Annotated in this window: 16 protein-coding genes; 8 read left to right on the forward strand and 8 right to left on the reverse strand. The window is 71.9% G+C overall.

The features are described from left to right. The 3 genes from HV824_RS29500 to HV824_RS29510 all read left to right on the forward strand — a co-directional run. Positions 1-2,310 (forward strand): cyclase (locus HV824_RS29500; RefSeq protein WP_176424772.1); only part of this gene is annotated, 2,310 nt, incomplete at its 5' end. Between the two features lie 89 nt (positions 2,311-2,399). Next, the gene (locus HV824_RS29505) at positions 2,400-4,136 is read left to right on the forward strand and encodes a DUF6311 domain-containing protein (RefSeq protein ID WP_217917846.1); all 1,737 of its coding nucleotides are present in this window, start codon (positions 2,400-2,402) and stop codon (positions 4,134-4,136) included. Positions 4,137-4,181: 45 nt separating this feature from the next. Then, positions 4,182-4,826, forward strand: coding sequence for an HAD-IA family hydrolase (locus tag HV824_RS29510; RefSeq protein WP_176421059.1), 645 nt, complete (start codon positions 4,182-4,184; stop codon positions 4,824-4,826). Positions 4,827-4,914: 88 nt separating this feature from the next. Here HV824_RS29510 and HV824_RS29515 read toward each other — a convergent pair whose 3' ends face one another. The 3 genes from HV824_RS29515 to HV824_RS29525 form a co-directional block, all read right to left on the reverse strand. After that, entirely contained in the window at positions 4,915-5,481 is a 567-nt protein-coding gene (locus tag HV824_RS29515) for a hypothetical protein (protein ID WP_217917847.1), read from the reverse strand. A 136-nt stretch (positions 5,482-5,617) separates the two neighbouring features. After that, positions 5,618-6,202, reverse strand: coding sequence for a nucleotidyltransferase family protein (locus HV824_RS29520; protein WP_176421057.1), 585 nt, complete (start codon positions 6,200-6,202; stop codon positions 5,618-5,620). Then, entirely contained in the window at positions 6,199-7,311 is a 1,113-nt protein-coding gene (locus HV824_RS29525; RefSeq protein WP_176421056.1) for an XdhC/CoxI family protein, read from the reverse strand. Before HV824_RS29525 ends, HV824_RS29520 begins: the two co-directional genes overlap by 4 nt. Positions 7,312-7,487: 176 nt before the next feature. On the opposite strand from HV824_RS29525, the gene HV824_RS29530 reads away from it, so the two are divergent. After that, positions 7,488-7,889 (forward strand): hypothetical protein, encoded by a 402-nt coding sequence (locus tag HV824_RS29530; RefSeq protein WP_163785578.1) that lies wholly within the window; start codon positions 7,488-7,490, stop codon positions 7,887-7,889. A 46-nt stretch (positions 7,890-7,935) separates the two neighbouring features. Here HV824_RS29530 and HV824_RS37990 read toward each other — a convergent pair whose 3' ends face one another. After that, the gene (locus HV824_RS37990) at positions 7,936-8,913 is read right to left on the reverse strand and encodes an NADPH:quinone oxidoreductase family protein (RefSeq protein ID WP_176421055.1); all 978 of its coding nucleotides are present in this window, start codon (positions 8,911-8,913) and stop codon (positions 7,936-7,938) included. Between the two features lie 317 nt (positions 8,914-9,230). Between HV824_RS37990 and HV824_RS29540 the strand changes: the two genes are divergently transcribed. Further along, positions 9,231-11,465 (forward strand): M4 family metallopeptidase, encoded by a 2,235-nt coding sequence (locus tag HV824_RS29540; protein WP_176421054.1) that lies wholly within the window; start codon positions 9,231-9,233, stop codon positions 11,463-11,465. Between the two features lie 83 nt (positions 11,466-11,548). On the opposite strand, the gene HV824_RS29545 is transcribed toward HV824_RS29540, so the two are convergent. Together HV824_RS29545 and HV824_RS29550 are read right to left on the reverse strand one after the other, a co-directional pair. Next, on the reverse strand, positions 11,549-12,379 hold the full coding sequence (locus tag HV824_RS29545; RefSeq protein WP_176421053.1) for a metallophosphoesterase: 831 nt from the start codon (positions 12,377-12,379) through the stop codon (positions 11,549-11,551). A 20-nt stretch (positions 12,380-12,399) separates the two neighbouring features. Beyond that, complete coding sequence (locus HV824_RS29550; RefSeq protein WP_255208437.1) at positions 12,400-12,759, reverse strand: response regulator; 360 nt, start codon at positions 12,757-12,759, stop codon at positions 12,400-12,402. A gap of 141 nt (positions 12,760-12,900) precedes the next feature. Here HV824_RS29550 and HV824_RS29555 point away from each other — a divergent pair, with 141 nt between their 5' ends. Beyond that, a complete protein-coding gene (locus tag HV824_RS29555) occupies positions 12,901-13,266 on the forward strand; it encodes a helix-turn-helix transcriptional regulator (RefSeq protein WP_011556052.1) in 366 nt (121 codons plus the stop codon). 8 nt (positions 13,267-13,274) lie between these two features. Here HV824_RS29555 and HV824_RS29560 read toward each other — a convergent pair whose 3' ends face one another. Then, a complete protein-coding gene (locus HV824_RS29560; protein ID WP_176424773.1) occupies positions 13,275-14,480 on the reverse strand; it encodes a DUF790 family protein in 1,206 nt (401 codons plus the stop codon). 1 nt (position 14,481) lies between these two features. Continuing rightward, positions 14,482-15,861 (reverse strand): DEAD/DEAH box helicase family protein, encoded by a 1,380-nt coding sequence (locus HV824_RS29565; RefSeq protein ID WP_176424774.1) that lies wholly within the window; start codon positions 15,859-15,861, stop codon positions 14,482-14,484. A 105-nt stretch (positions 15,862-15,966) separates the two neighbouring features. Between HV824_RS29565 and HV824_RS29570 the strand changes: the two genes are divergently transcribed. Together HV824_RS29570 and HV824_RS29575 are read left to right on the forward strand one after the other, a co-directional pair. After that, a complete protein-coding gene (locus HV824_RS29570) occupies positions 15,967-16,416 on the forward strand; it encodes a DMT family transporter (RefSeq protein WP_176421049.1) in 450 nt (149 codons plus the stop codon). Between the two features lie 13 nt (positions 16,417-16,429). Next, positions 16,430-16,837 carry a response regulator gene (locus HV824_RS29575; RefSeq protein WP_176424775.1) on the forward strand — a complete coding sequence of 136 codons (408 nt, stop codon included), beginning with the start codon at positions 16,430-16,432 and terminating at the stop codon, positions 16,835-16,837. Positions 16,838-17,137 lie beyond the last annotated feature (300 nt).

Below are 17,137 nucleotides of genomic sequence, written 5' to 3' on the forward strand. Positions count from 1 at the left end.
GAATGGGAGGGCGGGGTGTGGCTGTGCGAGCTGGCCGAGGTCCAGACGGCGGAGGCGCTCTGCCTGTCGGTGGGCCATGCGCTGGGCATCCCCCTGCGCGCGGACGGCGACCCGACCGAGCCGGCGGAGCGGCTGGGGCGCGCGCTGAACGACTGTGGTGACGTGCTGCTCATCCTCGACAACCTGGAGCAGGCCGTGCAGCACCTGCCCGCCACGTTGGGGCGCTGGCTCCAGCTGGCGCCTCGCGCGCGCTTCCTGGCGACGTCGCGCGAGGCCCTGGGGCTCCCCGGCGAGCGGCTGCTGGACCTGGCGCCGCTCTCGGTGCCGGAGGAAGGTGAGTCCCGGCTGGAGGAGCTGGTCCGTTCGGACGCGGTGCGCCTGTTCGCGCAGCGAGCGCGTGAGGCCCGAGGCCACTTCGAGCTGACGGCCGGCGAGGCGCCGATGGTCGCGGACATCGTGCGGCAGCTGGATGGAATCGCCCTGGCCATCGAGCTGGCCGCCGCGCGCATGGCGCTGTTGAGCGTGAGCCAGCTTCGGGAGCGGCTCACGCGTCGCTTCGAGCTCCTGCGCACGGGACGGCGTGACGGCTGCGCGCGACAGGCGACGCTGAGAGGGGCCATCGACTGGTCCTGGAACCTGCTGGAGCCGGAGGAGCGGGTCGCGCTGGCGCGCTGCTCGGTGTTCCGTGGCGGCTTCACGCTGGAGGCGGCGGAAGCGGTGCTGGGGCTGCCCCCGGACGGGCCCGCCGTGCTGGACGTGCTCCAGTCGCTGCGCGCCAAGTCGCTGCTGCGCGTGCTGGAGGCGGAGCCGCCCGGCGGTGACTGCCGGTTGGGCCAGTACGAGAGCATCCGTCAGTACGCCGCGGCCCGGCTTGCCGAAGAGGGCGTGGGCGATGCGGCCGCGTTGGCGGAGCGGCACGCGGATTGGTACCTGTCGCTGGCCCGCGGCCTGCGCGCGCAGGTGCGCGGCCAGGGCGGCGCGGAGGCCTTGCGGTGGCTGGCGCGGGAGCGGGAGAACCTCCTGGCGGCGTGTGACAACGCGCTGGCCGTGACGCCCGCGACGTCGCGCTCGGTGGAGCGGGCGCTGGAGGCGCTGGTGGCGCTGGAGCCGGAGGTGGTGACGCGGGGCCCGGTGCGACTGCTGCTCGAACGGCTGGACGCGGCGCTGGCGCTGGCGGACCGGGTGACGGGCGCCCCCAGGCTGGTGGCCGAGGCCGTGGCGGTGCGTGGCCGTGTGTTCCTGGAGGCGGGCGACCTGATGGCGGCCCGCGGGAATCTGGAGTGCGCGCGCGCGTCGCTGCGGGGGTTGGGCGCGGTGGCGGGCGAGAAGCGCGTGCTGGTGGACCTGTCGATTGTGGCCCGTCACGAAGGCGCGCTGTCCCAGGCCTGGGAGCTGGTGCGCGAGGCGCGGCTGTTGTCGTCGGAGGGCGACCGCTGGCTGGACGCCTACACCGTGGGCAACCTGGGGCTGGTGGAGCAGGCGCGCCGCGGCGCGGAGGCGGCCATTCCCCACCTGCGCGCGGCGCAGGCGCTCTTCCACGGCGTGGGGGACGTGACGTTCGAGGTGGGCTTCCTGTCCAACTGCGCGGTGGCCATCGGGGAGATGGGGCGCACGAGCGAGGCGATGCGCCTGCTGGAGGAGGCGATGGCGCGCTCGGCCAGCGTGGGAGACAGGGCGGGGCACGCGCTGGCTCGCCTCAACCTGGGCTGCTACCTGCTGGAGGAGGGACGGCCGCAGGAGGCGCGCGCGCACCTGCTGGCCGCGGCGCGCATCGGCCGGCAGCTGGGGCAGCGGCTCCTGGAGGGCACCGCGCTGGGCGAGCTGGGGCGCGCGGAGCTGGCCCTGGGGGCGTGGAGCGACGCCTGGGCCCGGCTGTCGGAGGCGGTGTCCGGCCTGGGCCGCGTGTCGCGGGGGCAGGCGCTGCGCTTCGCGGTGTACCGGGCCGTGGTGGAGGCATGCATGGGAGACGCCTCGGCGGCGGAGGCGAGCTTCGTCGTGCTGGAGGGCGCGCCGGAGCTGCGGGATGACCCGGTGCTGCGCGAGCTGGCCGCGCTGCTTCGCGCGGCGGTGGACCTGGCGGAGGCGCGGGCCGCCTGGGATGACGTCGCGCGGGTACAGCGGGCCTTCGCGTCGGCGCGCCAGCGCATCGCGCGGGCCCGGAGCGCCCCTCCGGAGGCCGCCTCATCGGACCTGCGCGGCGCGCTGGGGTTCCTGGAGGGTGCCCTGTGGCGGCTCGCCTCGGAGCCCGAGGACGCGGAGGCCGTGGAGGTGGAGGGCAGGGGCGCCCCTGTCTGCGTCGGGGCCGCTTGACGCCCCTGAAACGGCTGTGCTTCAAGCGGCGCTCCCATGCCCGAAGCGCGCGTCACCTTCGTCTCCGTCGCCTCGCGTGAGTGCCGTTCATGAGGCTCGCCCTGCTGCCCGAGCGGCCGCGGCGCTTCCTGGACACGCTTGCATCGTTCGTCGTGGCGAACGCGGGGCCGCTGGGGGCCGCCGGGGTGGGGCTGCTGGCGTTCCTGGCCATCTATGGGCCGGCGGCGCTGAATCCCACGCGCCTGTCGTGGCTCATCCGTGACGACTTCAGCCAGCACCTGCTGGGCTGGCTGTTCTTCCGCAACGAACCGCTCCGCTTCCCGCTGGGCGCCATCGACGGATACCTGCATCCGTTGGGGACGACGCTCGGCTACATGGACGCCATCCCCTGGGTGGCGCTGCTGCTGCGGCCGTTCTCCAGCCTGCTGCCCGCCGACTTCCAGTACATCGGGCCGTGGATGTGCATGTGCCTGGTGCTCCAGGGCGCCGCGTCCGCGTGGGTGGCGCGGCGGATGGGCGCGACGGTGCCGCAGCAGTGGCTGGTGGGCGCGCTGCTCGTGCTGTCGCCCACGCTGCTGGCGCGCATGAGCATGGCGCACGAGGCGCTGTGCGCGCATTGGACCCTCGTGCTGCTGGTGGGGCTGAACCTGCTCCCGCAGCGGGACGCGCGCGAGGCGAAGCAGGCGCTGGGCATCGCGCTGGCGCTGTGCGTGTTCGCCGCGGGCGTGCACCCCGTGGTGACCGCCATGGTGCTGGCGCTCGCGTTGGCGCTGTGCGCGCGGACCGCGCTGGAGCGGAAGCTGCCCTGGCGGTGGCCCCTGCTGGGCGCCGTGGCGAACGTGGCCGTGGTGCTGGTGCTGTTCTACGTGCTGGGCTACCTCGGCACGGTCCGCACCCTGGGCGCCGGCGCCTTCGGTGGGTTCTCCGCGGACCTCCTGACGTTCGTCAACCCGATGGGCTACCGGGACTCCTGGTCGCGCTTCCTGGAGTCTCTGCCGAGGCAGGGCGCCCAGTACGAGGGCTTCGGCTACCTGGGGCTGGGCGTGCTCTTCGCGCTCTGGGCCGCGCTCATCCTGCTGGTGCGGGACGCGCCGCTCGTCGCGCGGCATTGGCGCAGGCTGGCGCCGGTGGGGCTGGTGGCGCTGGGCCTGGGCTTCTTCGCGCTGTCCTCGCGCGTCACCCTGCGAGGCGAGCTCATCGCGGACCTGTCGGGCCTCTACGCGCCGGTGATGCGGTGGGTGGAGCCCTTCCGCTCCTCCGGCCGCTTCGTGTGGCCGCTGTACTACCTGCTGGCGCTGGGCTCCGCGCTCGCGCTCATCCGCCTGCCCCGGCCCACGGTGGCGCCGTCGCTGCTGGCGCTGGCGCTGGCGCTGCAAGCCTTCGATGTGAACCTGGGGCGCGGCCATCAGGCGAAGGAGGGGCCGGCCTGGAACACGCAACCGTCCGAGGCGCTTCGCGAGGCCGCCGTGGGCCGCAAGCACCTGGTGCTCTACCCGCCGCAGATGCATGACGGCTCCGGGCGGGGCTGCCGCGCCGGGCCCATGGACTTCCACCGCTGGGCCTACCGCGCCTACCTGCTGGGGCTCACCTTCAACAGCGGCTACGTCGCGCGGTTGGATGACGCGCGCGCGCAGCCCTACTGTCTGGGGCTCGACGACGAAATCCGGGCGGGCAGGCTCGACCCGGAGGCCGTCTACCTCTCCATTCCGCAGCGGCTCCACGAGTTCCGCGCCATTCGCGGGACGCGCTGCGTGCAGGAGGAGCGGCTGTGGCTGTGCGTCCTGGAGCAGGCGCCCGCTGCTCCGGCGGAGCGCGCCTCGCCCTGAGCCCGGAGGGAGGACAGGGGGCACGAGAGGGGGTATGGAAGGTGCGTGAGCGCTTCCTCTTCTCGCGGCATCCTCTTCGACCTCGACGGCACGCTGGTGGACTCGCTGCCGGACATCATCGACAGCTTCCTCCATGCCTTCGGGCACCTGGGGCTTCCGGCGCCGACGTACGAGCAGGTGCGCGCGCTCATCGGCCACCCGCTGGACTGGATGTACAGCCAGTTCGCGCCGGACCACGTCCCCGCGTTGTGCGTGGCGTACCGTGAGCACTACCCGCTCCACTTCCACCGGCGCTCGCGGCCCTATCCGGGCGTGGTGGAGGTGCTGCGCGTGCTGCGCGAGCGGGGCTACCTGCTGGCGGTGGCCACCACCAAGCGCCCCGACATGGCGCGCAAGTTCGTGGACGCCATGGGCCTGGGCCCGCTGCTCCACCACGTCCAGGGCACGGAGGGCTTCGCGCACAAGCCCGCGCCCGACGTCATCCACCACGCGCTGGCGGCGCTGGGCACGGGCGGGCTGTGGATGGTGGGGGACACCGCGCTGGACTTGCGCGCGGGACAGGCGGCGGGGCTGCGGACCTACGCTGTCACCTGGGGCACGCATCCGGTGGAGGTGCTCGCCAGCGCCTCTCCGGACGAACTGCAGCCGGACCTGCAGCGGCTCCTGACGCACCTGCCGCCACTGGCGTGACGGCGGGCGTCTTCGGGGATGAAGCCAGCGCCTGGCCCACCTGGACGACGCGGGGGGCGGGACCTGGGGCGCTGGCCTCAGGTCGTGCTCAGTCCGCCGCCATCCCCGGGCACTTGCCAGTGTCCAGGTACTGCGCGTTCCGGTGGATTTCGGAGCTCAGCTTGTCCTGCCGGGCCGGGTCGACGGCGGTGTAGACGATGACGACGCCCTCCGGAGAGTCGTGCACGCTGGCGATGGACGGCACCGACGGCGCGCCCGCGGAGCCCGGCTCCTCGCGGCCGCCCATCTCGTCGTAGTCGACGCCCGGTGGCTGGGCCATGCCGCTGCCGCCCGTGCCGTGCTCCTGCTGGAACTGCATCATCCTCCGGCTGCGCTGCTGGAGGTCCGCCACCTTGTCGGTTTCGGGCGTGACGATGATGAGGGCCACGCCCTCCGGGATGTCCTCCGCGCGCGCCTGTGCGCCGGACACGTCCATGGGGCAGTCCCGCTGCATCTCCGCCTGCGCGCCGGGCGGCAGGCCTTCGTCCTGCTGTGACATCTGCTGCGCCGTGGGTGGCATCCCGCCCTGGGATGTCTTGGCGTTTCTGGAGCAGCCGACCGACAAACACATCACCGCCGAGGCGGCCAGCGCCGCCGGGAACCTGAATCTGGACATGAGCCCCCCTTTGCTGAAAGTCCTGCGCGCAGAAGGTGGGGCGCGGTGCGTGGTGGTGGCAATACGCACTGACGTCCCAGAGGGCGCGCCTCGGGGCCGATGCGCGTATCCGCGGCGCGACGGATGCGGCCACGGCTCACGTCAGCCGCGAGACATCCTCGGGCGTGTCCACGTCTTCGCCACCGCCGGGCAGCGGGACGTCCACCACGCGCGAGGGCACGCGCGCAATCACGCCGCGCGCGCCCTGGGCCGGGCTCAGCGCGTCCAGCTCCGGGAAGACGGCACGCGCGAAGAGCGCGGGGACGCCCCGGGTGCCCTCGTAGGCGGAGGCCACCACGGACGCGCCAGTCCGTTCGAAGGTCTCCAGCATCGCCCTCAAGTGCGCGGCCTCCACGCGGAGCTGGTCGCACAGCAGCACGAGCACGGCGTCCAGCGCCGGTGGCTCCGTCTCCCGCAGCGCGCCGAGCCCCGCGCGCAGCGAGCCTCCAGGGCCCGCGGCCCAGCCCGCATGGTCCACGGTGCGCACGGCGAGTCCCGTCAGCTCCGCGGCCACCGCATCTCGCGACGCGCCCAGCACCACCACCACGGGGCCGCACCGCAGGGACGCAGCGGCCTCGGCGGCGCGCCGCGCCAGCGTCGTGCCCTGGTAGCGCACCAGCTGCTTGGGGTGGCCCAGCCGCGAGGAGCCGCCCGCGGCCAGCAGCACCACGCCCACCGTCACGCGAGCCTCCGCACCGGTGGGGGCGCGGCGGTGTGGATGGGCGCGCGCCGCTCGCGAAGCTTGCCGCCCTGGCGTCCGGCGACCACCGCTTGGAGCTCGGCGATGATGGACAGGGCAATCTCCTCCGCGCCTTCCGCGCCCAGGTCCAGGCCCACGGGCGCGTGCAGCTTCTCCAGGTGCGCGTCGGTGGGCGCGGAGGGCAGCTCCGCGAGCAGCCGGTCCGTGCGCGAGCGAGGTCCCAGCACGCCCAGGTAGCGCAGGGGCCCTGGGAGCAGCCGCGCCAGCAGCTCGCGGTCCTGCGGCAGGCTGTGCGTCATCAGCACGGCCAGCGTGCGGCGTGACAGGGGCACCACGCCCGGGGCGTCAGGGGCCTTCGCTGACACCACCGCGTGGGCCTGGGGAAAGCGGCGCCGCAGGGCCTGCGCGGGCCGGTCCGCCACCACCGTGACGTGCCAGCCCAGGGCCGCGGCCTGGTTCACCACCGGGGCCACGTCGAAGCCGCTGCCGAAGAGCACCAGGGGGTGGGGCGGCTCCACGACCTCCACCAGCACGTCCGCGCCGCCGCAGGGGCCGCTCCACGTCCGGCCCGCCTCCAGCGCCTCGCGCCCCGCTTCACGCACGGCGTCTCCCAGCGCGCCGGACAGGTGGCCCGCTTCGGTGCCGTCATCGCGGAGCATCCACCGGGAGCCCACGGCGTTCGCGGGGCCCCGGTACACCGTCGCCACCACCGCCCGGCGTCCCGCTTCCCGCGCCTCGGCGGCGAAGGTGAGGGCCTCACCCGCGCCCGCCTCCCAGCGCTCCAGCAGCACGTCCACCACGCCGTTGCAGCCCAGCGCGAAGGAGAAGGCCCCCTCGTCCTCCGCGCTGTCGCTGGTGGAGTCGTAGCGAAGCAGGCGAGGCCCGGTGGTGGTCCAGAAGAAGGCCTTGCGGACGACGTCGGCCTCCAGGCAGCCACCGCTGATACCGCCCGCGAGCCACCCGTCCTCGCTCATCAACATCCGCGCCCCCGGCCGCCGGTAGGCGGAGCCCGACACCTCGACCACCGTGGCCAGGACCAGGGGGCCGCGAGCTTGCGCCCGCGCGCGGAGGATGGCGTCCAGGTCCTTCATGTCTCGTCGTCCTTGGTGGGGGTGACTGGAACGCGACGGGAAACTGTAGTCGGCGCCATTCCATCCCGGCCAGTGACGTTCTTTCGCGTCGGGGCCTCGGGGTGGGCCTGGGTGCGGCACTCGACATACGTGGTGACTGGATGAATCCCCGCGGCTGGGGTGTAGTTCCCATCCGCATGCCCGTCCTGCGTTACGCCTTCACCCTGAATGCCGTGCGTGAGCTCGGCCGCCTGGCTCCGGACATCGCCCGGGCGCGGGCGGAGGCGGCCCTGGACACGAGCCTCCTGCACATCCGCGAGGCCTGCACGGCCACGCTGGGCATGGAGTTCGACACGCTGGTGTGCTTCGACGCGCGCTCCGTGGTCCGCCTGTTCTCACACGCGGAGCAGGCTCGCATCCTGGCCCGGCTGGTGGACGAGCGGGCACGCACGCTGGCGCGGGTGGGCCGCTTCCAGGAGGCGCTCGAGGACACCGTCTACGCGGGGCAGCTGCTGGCGTGCTCGCGCCAGCGCTTCGGCCTGCCCAAGGACGCGCGCGCGGCGGAGACGCTGGAGCGCGAGGTCCCCGAGCTCCGCTGACCGACCCACGCGCTGTGGGCCGCGCTTCACCGGGGCGCTCGCCAGGTCAGCCTTCGCGCATGCGCAGCACCACCTTGCCCGTGGCGCGCCGTGCATCGAGCTCGCGCAGGGCCTGCGCGCCCTGCTCCAGCGGGAACACCGGGCCCACGACGGGCGTGAGCACCCCGCGCTCCGCCATGGCCTCCAGGTCCTTGGCGATGGTGGGCGTCAAGGACGGCTCGTGCAGGAGGAAGCCGCCCCAGGCCACGCCGACCACGTCGATGTTGCGCAGCAGGAGCCGGTTCACCTGGACCTCGGGGATGCGCCCGCTCGCGAAGCCCACCACCAGCAGCCGGCCTTCGGGCGCCAGGCACTTGAGGCTCTTGTCGAAGACGTCGCCGCCCACCGGGTCCACCACCACGTCGGCCCCCAGGCCGCCCGTCTTCTCCCGCACCTGGGAGAGCCAATCTCCGCTCGACAGCAGCACCTCATGCGCGCCGGCCCGCCGGGCGACGTCCGCCTTGCGCTCGTCGCTCACCACTGCGATGACGCGCGCCCGCGCGCCGCGCGCCACCTGCACCGCCGCCGTGCCCACGCCGCCCGCGGCGCCATGGACCACGACCCACTCCTCCGCCTTGAGCCGGCCTCGCCGGTGCAGCGCGAAGTGCGCCGTGTGGTAGTTCATCACCACGCCCGCGGCCGCCTCGAAGCTCCAGTCCGCGGGGATGGGGAACACCATCTCCGGCTGAATCGCGGCCACCTCCGCGAAGCCGCCCAGCCCGAAGCTGAAGGCCATCACCCGCTGCCCGGGCTTCACCGCCGCGCCCGCGGGCGCCCGCCGCACTACCCCCGCCACCTCCACGCCCGGGATGAAGGGCAGGGCGGGCTTGAGCTGGTACTGCCCCCGGGTGAGCAGCAGGTCCGGGAAGCTCACCCCGGCCGCCACCACGTCGATGAGCACCGAGTCCCCCGCCTCGGGCTCGGGCACGTCCACCAGTTGGAGCCCGTCAGGGCCGTCCAGCCGCTGCAACTGCAATGCGCGCATCGTTGCCTCCCGGACAGGCAGCGTAATGGCCGGCCACGTCGGCGCCAGTGTTGCCGCACGCGCGCGGGCGGACCCGCGGTTCGGCACGAAGTTCACACGATTCGTGGAAAACCGAGACCTGCCTGGATGACCCGTCACGTCACGTGATAGGTGGCCCGCACTGCCAGTAGACCCTTCAAGTCCATGAAACTAAAGGTATAATCCTAATTAACTTGAAATCTAAGAAGAGGATAATAGCTGAAATAATCGCGCAACCTTGAAATTCCGGCCAGCCCTGTGGCACTGTCCTTCCTAATCTTTCCACTTAGGAGGATTACATGGTGCAGAAGAGAGTGCGCGGAGCGCTTGGTATCGCAGCGCTGTCTGTCGTTGTCGGTTGCAACGAGTCCACCCCTGCCCCCGAGGCCGACAAGCCTACGGATGCCGCGAAGGCGGCGACGCTGGAGAATGGTGCGAAGGTCGTCCTGACGGACAACCAGAAGGTGGCGCAGTTCGTCACCGGTCTGTCGATTGCCCTGCCGGATATTCCGGCCGCGGGTCCCAAGGCGCTCAACGCGTCCGCGCTGGCCCCGGTCGTCGACGCCGTGGCGCCGACGTTCCGCCTGGAGCCGGGCAACCTGGTCTTCAAGAAGGCGCACACGGACAAGCAGGGTGACAGCCACTACCGCTATACGGTGATGCACAACGGGCTGGCGGTGCTGGGCGGCGAGCTCATCCTGCACGCGCGCAACGGCAAGGTGTTCGCGGCGAACACCAACGTCCGCAGCGACCTGCGCGCCGAGCTGAAGCCGACCATCGCGGGTGAGATTGCCACGTCGTCGGTGGACTCCGACCGCGAGACGCTCGCCGGCTGGGTCACCGACAAGAACCCGGAGCTGGTGTACTGGCGCGTCGATGACGAGCTGCGCCTGATGTACAAGGTCGTCCAGCACGGCAACAAGGCGGACGGCACGCCCGTGCGCGACTGGGTCCTGGTGGACGCGCGCAACGGCGATGTGATGCTGCGCATCCCGCAGATCAAGGAGTCGCTCGACCGCCGCCTCCACGACGGCAACAACACCACCACCCTGCCGGGCGCCGTCGTGCGCACCGAGGGCCAGGCGCCGGTGGCGGACCCCGTGGTCAACACCAACTACGACCACCTGGGCACCGTCTACGACTGCTACAACACCCTGTTCGGCCGCGACTCCATCGACGACGCGGGCGGCACGCTCATCAGCACGGTGCACCACCGCGTCAACTACGTGAACGCCTTCTGGGACGGTACCCAGATGGTGTACGGCGATGGCGACGGCGTGACGGCCACCAACCTGGCCAACTCGCTGGACGTGACGGCGCACGAGCTGACCCACGCCGTGACGGACAACGAGTCGGACCTCATCTACTCGGGTGAGTCCGGCGGCCTGAACGAGTCGATGTCCGACGTGTTCGGCGCGGTGTGCGAGTGGTACGGCGACGGCGCGGACGAGGTCTCCCCGCGTCACTGGCTGATTGGCGACGACGTGTGGACCCCGTCCATCCCGAACGACGCCCTGCGCTACATGAACGACCCGGCGCAGGACGGCGACTCGCTGGACCACTACCACAACTACGTGCCCGGCACCGGCGTGCACTACAGCTCCGGTATCTCCAACCTGGCGTTCTACCTCCTGTCGCAGGGTGGCACCCACCCGCGCGGCAAGAGCACCATCGTCGTGGCGGGCATCGGCATCGAGAAGGCCGCGCAGATCTTCTACAAGGCCAACACGTTGATGGTGCCGACGTCCAACTTCGAGGCCGCCAAGGCGATCACCGAAGAGGCCGCGCTGGAGCTCGGCTACGACGCCGCCACCATCGAGTCGGTGTCGAACGCGTGGAAGGCCGTGGGCGTCAGCGTCCCGGTTCCTCCTCCGCCGACGGACCCCATCGTGAAGGACGAGCCCGTCGTCGTGGCGGGTGGCGCCAACGAGAAGAAGTACTTCGAGGTCACGATTCCGGAGGGCGCCTACAACCTGAAGTTCACCCTGTCGGGTGGCACGGGTGACGCGGACCTGTACGTCCGCTACAACAGCGCGCCCACCACCGCGCTGTACGACTGCCGCCCGTACGCCGGTGGCAACAACGAGGTCTGCAACTTCCCGACGCCGCAGCACGGCAAGTGGTACGCGATGCTGAACGGCTACCGCGCGTACTCCGACGCCACCCTGACGGTGACCTGGGAGGGCGGCTTCGTCCCCATCGAGAGCGGCATCGCCGTGGAGAACCTCACGGGCGCGGCGGGCTCCTCGCAGGTGTTCATCCTCGACGTGCCGGAGCGTCGCCCGGGCCAGGGGAAGAACAACATCTACATCCAGACGGGCGAGGGCAAGGGCAACCCCGACCTCTACGTCAAGCGCGGCGGCGCCCCGTCGCACGCGGACTACGACTGCCGCAGCGTGAAGGACCACCAGTCGGAGAAGTGCAACCTCATCAACGCGCCGGCCGGCCGCTACTACATCGAGGTCTTCGGCGCGAAGGATGGCTACGAGGGCATCGTCCTCATCGGCTCCTTCCTCGAGCCGCGGCCCCAGTAGTCTGAAGTGACGGCGCGGCCCTGGGCCGCGCCGATGAGGCCCCGGGTGCTCCGCTTCACGCGGCGCCCGGGGCTTCGCGTTTTCTACGGCGTGGGGCCAGGCAGGATGACGCGCAGGCAGCTGTCCCACGCGTGCACGCCCCGGTACTTCCACTGCATGGGGTAGCCCAGCGACACCTCTTCGAAGCGCACGCCGTCACGCCACAGCGTCGCGGGCATGTGGAGGTGGCCGGTGACGACGACCTCCGCGCGGTAGCGGGTGTGCCAGTCCTCGGTCTGCTTCGTCCCGCACCAGATGGAGAAGCGGGGGATGCGCGGCAGCCGCACGTGCTCGTGGCGCAGCGGGTAGTGGTTGATGAGGACGGTGGCGCAGCCCGGGGGCAGGGCGTCCAGCCGGGCCCGCGTGGCTTCGACGCGCGCGGCGCACCAGGCGGCGCGGCTGGCGTGGGGCTCGGGGTGCAGCAGCACCTCGTCGGTGCACAGCAGGTCATCCTCCCAGGCCCACTCCAGCGCCTTGTCCGCGGGCACATGGTCCGGGCGGAACGTGTAGTCGTAGCCCAGGAACATGGGGACGATGACGCGCTCGGGGCCAGGGCCGGGCCAGCGGGGGTAGGGGTCCTCCGGCGTGAGGGCGCCGTAGCCGCGGCACAGGCTCACCAGCCGCTGGTAGCGCGCCTCACCCTTCAGCTGCGGCTGCTCCGACGGCAGGGTCCACAGCTCGTGGTTGCCGGGCACCCAGATGACCTGCCGGAAGCGCTGGGTGAGGGTGCTCAGCATGAGCTCCATCTCCGACAGCGACTCGCCCACGTCCCCCGCGACGATGAGCCAGTCCTCCGGGTGGGCCGGAAGCGCCTGGAGCGCCAGGCGGTTGTCGTTGTGGCGCAGGTGCAGGTCGCTGATGGCGTAGAGCTTCATGGCGCGTCGAGGGGGGCACCTTAACGCGGGCTTCCCGCGGATGCTGCACCGATACCCAGCATCCGCAGCAGGGCATGCACCTCCAAGGGCGGCGCGGCGCGGTCCATCCAGGTGATGTCCCGCGCCAGGGGCGGCCTCACCGCATGCAGCGCGCAGGCGGTGCGTGGGTGGCGCGCGCGCACCTGCTCCAGCAGGCCCAGCCCGTCCCCGTCCGGGAGCAGATCGCCCGCCACCACCACGGACGGCGCCTCTTCCTTCACCAGCGCGAGGGCTTCTTCCATGCAATGGGCGAAGCGCTTGCCGCCGGGCAAATCCCTCACGAGGCGCCGCAGCGCCGCGAGTGAACGTGGGTCTTCATCCACGAACAAGAAGGTCAGCATGTTCTTCGCGCCAGCAGGGTGAGACCTGTGTGGTTGGCCAAACGCACGAGGTTGCCTACCTACAAGACTACTCAGGAAGTTCTTGGATGCCAACCTCTCAAGTCATATCGACATGGGCGGACCCGCCAGGTTAACGACCCCATGGAAAAGACTCTCGCATCCCGCCTTGGCGGAGCGGCTCGCCTTGCTCGGACCCGCCTGAACCTGACCCAGGCTGACGTGGCGGAGCGCATTGGCATCGCGAGCGAAGTCTATGGCCGGCTCGAGCGCGGCCACATGCTGCCGAGCATCCAGACGTTCCGCAGGTTGTGCACGGTGCTCTCCATCTCCGCGGACGAGGCGCTGGGCCTCAAGCCGGTGCAGGAGGTGAAGTGGGCCGCCGAGCCGCCCAGCGACTACGGCGAGTCCGCCGAGCTGCGGCGGCTCATGCGCCGGGCCAAGCAGCTGGACCGGACGTCCATCCGAATCCTCAGCGTGCTGGCGGCGCAGTTCAAGCCGCGCGGCTGACGCGCCGCTCACCGTCCCGGCTCCAGCTTCGCCAGGCGCTCCCGCAGCTTGCGCGCGGAGGGGAAGCCGTTGAAGAGCACCACCTGCGGGTGGGCCTCCAGCGCCTCTCGCTCCACGGCCTCCCGGGCCAGCGCCCGGTCCACGCCCAGCAGCAGGCCCGCGTCTGGCCGCGAGCGCAGCTCCGTCAGCCGCCGGGCCAGGGGCGCCGCGTGCCACGCGTGGAAGAGCTCCAGCGCGACCTCTCTCCTGGACGCGCGGTGGCGGAAGGTGAGGTCCGGCACGCACAGCCCGGAGGCGCCCACGTGCCTTGGCAGGGGCGTCAGGTCCAGCTCCCACGCGTCATCCGCGAAGCCCTCCGCGAGGGAGGCCACCTCCGGAGGGATGTGACCCAGCGCGGCGGGTAGGGGCGAGCGCAGCGGGTCCTTGTGGCTGAGCATCAGCGTGGCCTGCCGCCGTGAAGGCTCCACGGTGGCGGTCAGCTCCCAGCGCTCCAGCACCGGCACGACGGACAGGAAGGTCGCCAACTGCAGGCCATACTTCTTCTGGAGCGCCAGCATCGCTCCGGGGCCCTCCACGTCGAGCGCCCAGTTGTTGTCGTCACGCCACACCTCGGCCACCAGGCGGCAGAACTTGAGCCACCGGAGCACCTTGCGCACGCGCAGCAGGTCCGGCGCCTGGGCGCGCAGGCGGAGGCGCCGCGCGGACATCAGGGGGCCCTGCGCCAGCGCCAGGTTGTAGCGGTCCAGCAGGTCCTGGGCGTCCAGCGCCTCGCCGTCCCAGCCCACCAGCCGGCGGTGGCCGGGCAGGTCCGAGTACAGCGCCTCGCGGGCCTCGGCCAGGGGGATGGGGAGCGTCTGGGCCAGCCGCGCCTCGAAGTCCTCGACGGTGGCGTCGGGCGGCAGGGCGCGCAGGACGTGTCCCGCCGCCTTGATTCGCTCCCAGCGGGCCTCCGTCACGCCGGGCGCGGGTTCGTCGAAGAGGAGCCTGTCCAGCACCAGCTTCACCAGGCCGCGCGCCACCTTGGGTTTGGTGAAGGCGCCGGCCTTCAAGCCCAGCGACTCCTCGATGTCGTCGCGCTGGCCGCCGCGCGACGCTTCCACCTCCGCGAGCAATTCATGGGCGAAGGTCAGCAGCTCTGTGTCATCGCGCTTCACGAAGACGGGGCGGAGCACGCCCTGGCGCACGCGGAAGTTGAGCAGCTCGCGCGTCAGCATCTCAGCCACCCTCCTGATAGGCGCCGTGCTGGCGTCGCCGCTCGCTGATGCTGCTCTCCGCCGTCTGCGCGGAGCACACCTCGTACAGCAGGGCGCGCTTCCCTGGCCGCTTGCGGAGGATGCGCCCCAGCCGCTGCACGTGCTCGCGCACGCTCGCGCTGCCGCTGAGCACCACGCCCACGCGCGCCTCGGGCACGTCCACGCCTTCGTTCAGCACGCGCGAGGTCAGCAGCACCGGCAGCTCCCCGGACGCGAAGGCCGCCAGCAACGCCTTGCGCTCCGGCACCGGCGTGTGGTGCGTCAGCGCGGGCAGCAGGAAGCGGCGCGCCAGCGTGTACACCGTCTCGTTGTCGTCGGTGAACACGAGGACCCGGTCGTCCCGGTGCTCCAGCAGGATGCGCCACATCACCTCCTGCTTGCCGCTGGACGTGAGGGCAATCCGCCGCTGCTCGCGGTAGGCGCGGTACGCCGCGCGGCCCTCGTCGCTGCGCTGGCTCTGCGCCAGGAAGCGCGCCCACCCGTCCGGCGCGGAGAGCGGCACGGCCAGCCTGCGCACGAAGCCCAGGTACAGCGCGCGCGCCGTGTCGTAGCGCGCCTTCTCGTCGGGCGTCAGGGGGACCTCCACCCGCTTCACCTCATAGGGCGCCAGGTATTCACCCTGCAGCTCCCGGATGTCCGAGCGGTGCACGCGGGGGCCCAGCAGCTCCTCGCAGACGCGCTCGCCGCCATCGGCGCGCTCCAGCGTCGCGGTGAGGCCCAGCCGGTAGGGCGCCAGCGAGCCCTCCGCGATGAAGCGGTAGCTGGGCGCGGGCAGGTGGTGGCACTCGTCGCACACCAGCAGGCCGAAGCGGTTGCCGTGGAACTCCGTCTGCATCGCCGCCGAGTCGTACGTCGTCACCGTCAGCGACTGCCGGTCATTCACGCCGCCGCCCAGCAGGCCCACCGGCACGGAGAAGTGGCGCGCCAGCACGCCCTGCCACTGCGTCATCAAGTCCAGCGTGGGCACCACCACCAGCGTGGGCCGCTTCACGTGGGCGATGGCGAGCACCGCCAGCAGCGTCTTGCCCGCGCCCGTGGGCAGCTCCACCAGGCCGCGTCCACCCGCGCGTGTCCACGCCTCCAGCGCCTGCTGTTGATGCGGAAAGGGTTGGATGGGCGAGGTGAGCGGGAGCTCCAGCGGCTCGAAGCGCTTCGCCTTGTCCTCGTAGGGGATGCCCAGCTCCCGCAGCCGCAGCACCGCCTCGCGGTAGTGCCTCGCGGGCGCGCGGTAGACGCCGGTGCGCCCGTCCTTCTGGAAGAGGGTCCGCAGGCGGGCATCCTCTGGCAGCGTGGGTGCGACCAGGGTGCCGCAGTCGAAGTGGAGCTCGGTGGGCGGCGGCATCGGCGTGAAGGGACCTATCCGGTCATCCAGGGTTTCGCCAGTCCCATCGAAGACGTGGAGGGTAGGCTTGCAGGGGGGCGCTGTTCACGGTACCCAGCGCGCCGCATGCGCTTCATCTCGCTCGTTCCCATGCTGTGTGGCCTGGCGGTCGTGGCCCAGGCCGGTCTCAACCGTCGCTTCGCGGGCCAGTGGGGCCTGATGAGCGCCGTGCTCCTGAACATGGTGGTGGCGACGGCGGCCACCTTCGCCGTGTACCTGGCCGTGCGGACGGTGCCTGGGCTCTGGCCGGAGGCCGCGGCGGGGCAGGGCCGCTTGAGTGGCTTCACGCCCTGGCACCTGGTGCCGGGCCTGTGCGGCGTCATCATCGTGCTGGGCATGCCCTGGGCCATGAGCCGCCTGGGCGCGGTGCAGTCCGCCCTGCTGCTGATGGCGGCGCAGCTCCTCACCAGCCTCGTGTGGGATGCGATGGTGGAGGGCCGCCCCGCGACGTTCCCCCGGGTGCTGGGCTCCGGCCTCGCCTTCATGGGGGCCGCCATCGCCGTCTGGAAGGGCTAGATTGAGCCTCGAGATGCGCCGGGTCCTCATCGTCAGTCCTCATGCGCCTTCGCGCGAGCTGCTGCGGCGCATCCTCGAGGCGCCGGACCTGGCCATCTCCGTCACCGGAGATGCGGACGACGCCTTCTCCTCGCTGACGTCCCGGCCTCCCGCGCTGGTGGTGGTGGACGTGCGCCGCCCGGATGAGGACCACCCGCTCTTCCTGGGCTTGCTCCGCAAGCGTCACCCGACGCTCCCCGTCATCGCGCTCGTCCCTGGCAGGCTGCGCATCTTCGACGGGCGGCACGAGCGGGTGCTCGAAGCCCACGGTGACTCCGCCGAGTCACTCCATCAGTTGCTCGTCTCGCTTCAGCAGGCCCTGCACGAGCTGCTTGCCCAGGACTCGCTCCGGCTGTGGCGCCCACCTGTCGGGCGCGCCTGAAGGGCTTCGTCGTCGCTGCGACAGTGGACCGGTACGTCGGGACAGCGCGTTCGGCCCGCGAGCGTAGTTTTTTCCGGCCGCCGTCCGGCTCCGCGCCCGCCCCTGGGTGCCATTCCTTCGTAAGTAGCTGAAACAATTCGCATTCCGTGCTCCGGCTGGCACGGCACGGCGAATGCAGTCCGCCCTGCTGCTGATGGCGGCGCAGCTCCTCACCAGCCTCGTGTGGGATGCGATGGTGGAGGGCCGCCCCGCGACGTTCCCCCGGGTGCTGGGCTCCGGCCTCGCCTTCATGGGGGCCGC

The organism is Myxococcus sp. AM009 (assembly GCF_013372605.1).
GTDB classification, from domain to species: domain Bacteria; phylum Myxococcota; class Myxococcia; order Myxococcales; family Myxococcaceae; genus Myxococcus; species Myxococcus vastator.